Below are 4,405 nucleotides of genomic sequence, written 5' to 3'. Positions count from 1 at the left end.
TGCATGATCTGGGCAAGTTCTCCCCGGGGTTTCAGGCTCTGCGCGCTGACCTGGCGGTCGAGTTGCTGGGCGAGCCTGTCGTGGCGGATGTGCGCCGGGTTCGTCCGGTGCCGGGTACGGGGCGGACGGACACGCCGCATGGGTCACTGACCGGGTTCCATCTGGATGGGATGGTGCGGTCGTGGGGGGCGGATCCGTCGTTTTCGTCTTGGCTGGCCTGGGCCCTTGGCGGGCATCACGGCTACTTTCAGAGCGCCGAGACCCGTCGTCAGGCCCGTGATGCAATCAATGATCACGGTGGGCCGAGGTGGGCGGCCTGGCGAACGTGGATGGTCAGGACCTTTGCGGCTCTTCGGGGTCTGCCGGATCCGGCGTCGCTGCCGTGGGAGCGGGTTCGGCTCGACCTGGCGGGAGCCGTCGGTCTGGCGGGGCTGACCTCGGTTGCCGACTGGATCGCCTCAGGGACGCAACGGTTCCCTTACGCGGGGGCGGATGTCGACCTGGCTGGGTATGTCGGCACGGCGCGGGAGCTTGCCCGCAAAGCTGTGGAGGGGCTGGACTGGGTGCGCTGGCATCCGCCGGCTGATACCAGCTTCCGGAGCTTGTTCAAGGAAGATCCGCGACCTGCGCAGGAGGCGGTCGAGGTCCTGGCGCAGAAGCAGGATCGCCCGTCCATTCTTGTGTTGGAAGCCCCTACAGGTGAGGGGAAGACGAAGGCCAGCTGGCAGTGGTCAGCGAGCGTCGTGCGACAACAGAGCCTGTCGGGCCTGTTTCACGGGATGCCGACCAAGGCGACCAGCAACCAGGCCCTCGGAGAGGTTCGGAAATTTCTGAATCGGCACGCCGCAGATCTACGGGCGCGCCTGCTGCACAGCAGCGCCGAAGAGCACCTGGCGGACATCGGCCGGGACGAGCACGAGGATGACGACGGAGCGGCAGTCGCAGCGGACTGGCTGGTTCGCCGGTGGGGGCTGTTGGCACCAGTCGGTGTGGGCACGGTGGATCAGGCGTTGAAGGCCGCGATCCGGTCGAGGTTTGTGTATGTGGCGCTGACCGCGTTATCGGGCAAAGTGCTGGTGGTGGATGAGGTCCACGCCTACGACACCTACATGTCCAGGTTGCTGGACCGGCTGTTGACGTGGCTGGGCAGGCTGGGGGTGTCCGTGGTGTTGCTGTCGGCCACCCTGCCCTCCCAGCGTCGCGCGGAGTTGGTCCAGGCCTGGTCGGCCGGTGCCACGGGCCAGGTACCCACCAAGGTGCCTCCAGTGACGAGCACCGCGACGTACCCGAGGCTGACCTGGTCCGATGGGCGTACTCACCACGTTGAGCCACCATTTGCAGTGTCGAAGCTCAACAAGAAGCGCCGGGCGCGAATCGCGCACCTCGGGATGGACGGCGCGGCGGAATGGGCGCTGGCACAGGTCAAGGGCGGCGGATGCGCGGTCGTGATCCACAACCTGGTGCGCAGGGTCACCGAGACCGAGCAACACCTCGTAGCCTTGATCAAGGCCCTGCCGCATGACCAACGACCGGAACTCATTACCGTCACAGGGAAGCTGACTCCCAAGGAGCGTCGGCGACGCGAAGACCTGCTTCGTCAGTATTTCGGCCCAGGCGGGGCGCGCCCGGCGCGGGCGATCGTCATCGGCACGCAGGTACTGGAGCAGAGCCTCGATCTTGATTTCGATGCGATGGCCAGCGATCTCGCCCCGATCGACAGCGTGATCCAGCGGATGGGCCGGCTGTGGCGGCACCGCCCCATCGATGAGCAGACCCCGCCCGTGCTGGCCATCACCGGTGTTGAGGACACGGACAGGGGACCGCGTTTCCCCGCGTATACAGTGACTGTGTATGCCGATTTCCTGTTGTTGCGTACCTGGGCCGTGCTCCGAGACCAGCCGGAGCTGACGTCCCCGGAGAACGTGTCGGAGCTGGTTGATCTGGTGTATGGCGCTGACGACGTGATCCCGTGCCCGCCTGGGTGGGAGGCCCGTTGGGATGCGGCGCGCAAGAAACGCGACGCTGCCCTCACGAATGATGATCGGCTTGCTGCCGAGGTGTTTCTGCCACTGGTGACGGCGCATGTCCGACTCGCTGACTTAACGGTGCGTCCGGGCAGCGCAAGCCGGACGAGGAAGGACAGCGGGAAAAGGCGATGACCGACCTTAATGCTGACGACCATTCGTCCTTTATGGATGGTGATGCTATCGATGTTGTGCTCTTCCACGGCGAGGACCAGGCCGCTGTCCCTGTGGGCGGAGGCATGGTCGTGGATCTGACCAGCCCACAGCCGCTGGCTGGCGAGGTGTGCGCGGAACTGGCGGACGCGACCGTCACCTTGCACGCCCCCGAGGACGTCTCGGCTCGCGTTCTGGAGGTGTTGCGCCGCATGCCTGTTCCACCGGCATTTCGAGCCACGCCGTGGTCGCGACACCAGCGGGGTGTGATTCTGCACGATCAACGATGCCATGTCGGTGGCGTCGTTCTGGTTTACGACCCGGTGGTCGGCCTGCGTGCCGACGAGGAAGGTGACAGGTGACGGCGTCCGCTTCGCCACGTTTCGACCTGCTGCACGAACCGTGGATTCCCGTGATCGACCTCAATGATGAACCGGGCGAGGTGGGGCTGGCCGAGCTGCTGCTACGAGCGCATGAACTGCGGCGCATTGCCGGCTTCACACCGCCGATGACCGCCGCCCTGTACCGGCTCGTACTGGCGTTCGCTCACCGTGCCTACGGCCCCCCGGACAACCATGAATGGGAGACTCTGTGGAAAGCGGACCGGTTCCCCCCAGAGCCGCTGCAGAGCTATGTCGCCGGGTGGCCGGGACGGTTCGACCTCTTCGACCCGCAACGGCCGTTCCTGCAGTGTCCCGCGCTGGCCGCGCATACCAAGTCCAGCGCGGTGAAACTCGTCGCGTTTCGAGCGACGGGCAACAACGCTACGTTATTCGATCACACCACGGCGAGGGAGCGGCCGCTGCTGTCGCCTGCGGAGGCGGCATGCTGGCTGGTGACCGTGCAGGCCTACGACACGGGCGGCACGAAAACGCCTTACCAATCGGTCAAATCCTCCGAAAAGGCGCCGGGCAACATGTTCGGCTGTGTGGTGGTTGAGGGATCCACCCTAAAGGAAACGTTGCTGTTGAATATGCCGGTCTACGAGCCCGAAGCGGAACTGCCGGCGATGACGACCCCAGGAGACCACCCCGCGTGGGAAGACGAGGACCCGCCGGATCCCAAGCCGGTTGAACGTACGCCGAGGGGCTGGACGGATGTGTTGACCTGGCCATCGCGGCGGGTGCTGCTCTTCACACGACCCAGCGGTGAGGGCACGGCAGTTGATGGTGTGGTCATCACCCCGGGAACACGGCTGCGTGGCGAGTTGCGGCATCTGGAGCTGATGGCCGCTTTCCAGCGCCCGCCCGCTCCACGGAACAGTAAGAAACCCCGCCTCTTCTTTGCGGTCCGTCTTAAGCAACGTCGAGGGGTGTGGCGGCACAGCCGCGAGTTGCTGCTGGCCGGAGACCCCGACCGGGAGCGCCCACGCACACTGGACGAGCTGTCGGAGCGCATGGACGATCTCCACCTGGCTGAAGACGCCGAGTTCACGCTGCGGGTGATCGGTCAGCAGCTCGCAGAACGCCGCGAAGGGGCGATCGAGTGGTGGGCGGAAGAAGAGGTTCCCGCGCCGGTGGCGTTGCTGCGCGCCCGTGACAGTCGCATCGGGCGGCTGATCGGGTTCGCGGTCACCCTCGCCGACAACGTCGGTAGCGCTCTCAGTGAAATGGAGACCGCTTACTGGAAGGGATTTCAGTCCGAGAACACCAAAGCCAAGTTCACGGGGGACCTCGACCTCGCCTACTGGCCCCACCTGAATGAGCCTTTCACTCGTTTTCTGCGGGACCTCAGCGCCGCTCTGATCTCAGCAGGACCTGAAACGCCAGCAATACATCGTTGGGGCGTCAGCGTTCGTCACGTCGCGGAGCGCGCTGCGGAACACTGGCTCAACGCTTCACCCCGACAAGCCCGTGCGCTGTCGGTGGCCGGCAAGACCTACGGCGCCTTCATCGGTCGCTTGAAACACCTCGTCGAGACGTTCGAGGCAGAGACGGCGCACTACGCCATCTGAGAGGAGCCGCATTGACGAACCAATCCGGGCAGCCAGCCTCAGGGAAGAGCCGTCGACGACCGTTTGTCGACTCGCTCTACCGCTACCACCATGCGCTGGACAGCGACACGCACGACGCTGCCGAAGCGCGGCGGGTGCTGGCACGGCTCCGGCGTAGTTTCGCCGGACCACGCCAGGAAGCCGATGCCTACGATGCGGTGTTCCCGTATAACCCGCCGGAAGACGAGCAGGATGTGTGGCTGCTGCTCGCCGGCCTGTTCGCACTCCACCCCAA

3 protein-coding genes and 1 pseudogene are annotated in these 4,405 nt (G+C 65.4%); all 4 read left to right on the top strand.

Annotated elements, in window-relative coordinates; all coding sequences use genetic code 11:
- Nucleotides 1-2,159: CRISPR-associated helicase Cas3' (gene cas3 / locus FNH05_RS33230; RefSeq protein ID WP_144592814.1), on the top strand; the 2,159-nt coding region annotated here is incomplete at its 5' end.
- On the top strand, nucleotides 2,156-2,539 hold the full coding sequence (locus FNH05_RS33225; RefSeq protein ID WP_144592813.1) for a hypothetical protein: 384 nt from the start codon (nucleotides 2,156-2,158) through the stop codon (nucleotides 2,537-2,539). The genes cas3 and FNH05_RS33225, both read left to right, overlap by 4 nt.
- Nucleotides 2,536-4,131 carry a type I-E CRISPR-associated protein Cse1/CasA gene (gene casA, locus FNH05_RS33220; protein ID WP_144592812.1) on the top strand — a complete coding sequence of 532 codons (1,596 nt, stop codon included), beginning with the start codon at nucleotides 2,536-2,538 and terminating at the stop codon, nucleotides 4,129-4,131. Before FNH05_RS33225 ends, casA begins: the two co-directional genes overlap by 4 nt.
- An 11-nt stretch (nucleotides 4,132-4,142) precedes the next feature.
- A pseudogene (locus FNH05_RS33215) lies at nucleotides 4,143-4,405 on the top strand (hypothetical protein); the annotation flags it as partial.

Source organism: Amycolatopsis rhizosphaerae (assembly GCF_007713715.1).
GTDB classification, from domain to species: domain Bacteria; phylum Actinomycetota; class Actinomycetes; order Mycobacteriales; family Pseudonocardiaceae; genus Amycolatopsis_E; species Amycolatopsis_E rhizosphaerae.
Note: the sequence above shows the minus strand (reverse complement) of the source record. Positions and strands in the feature narration are given on the sequence as shown.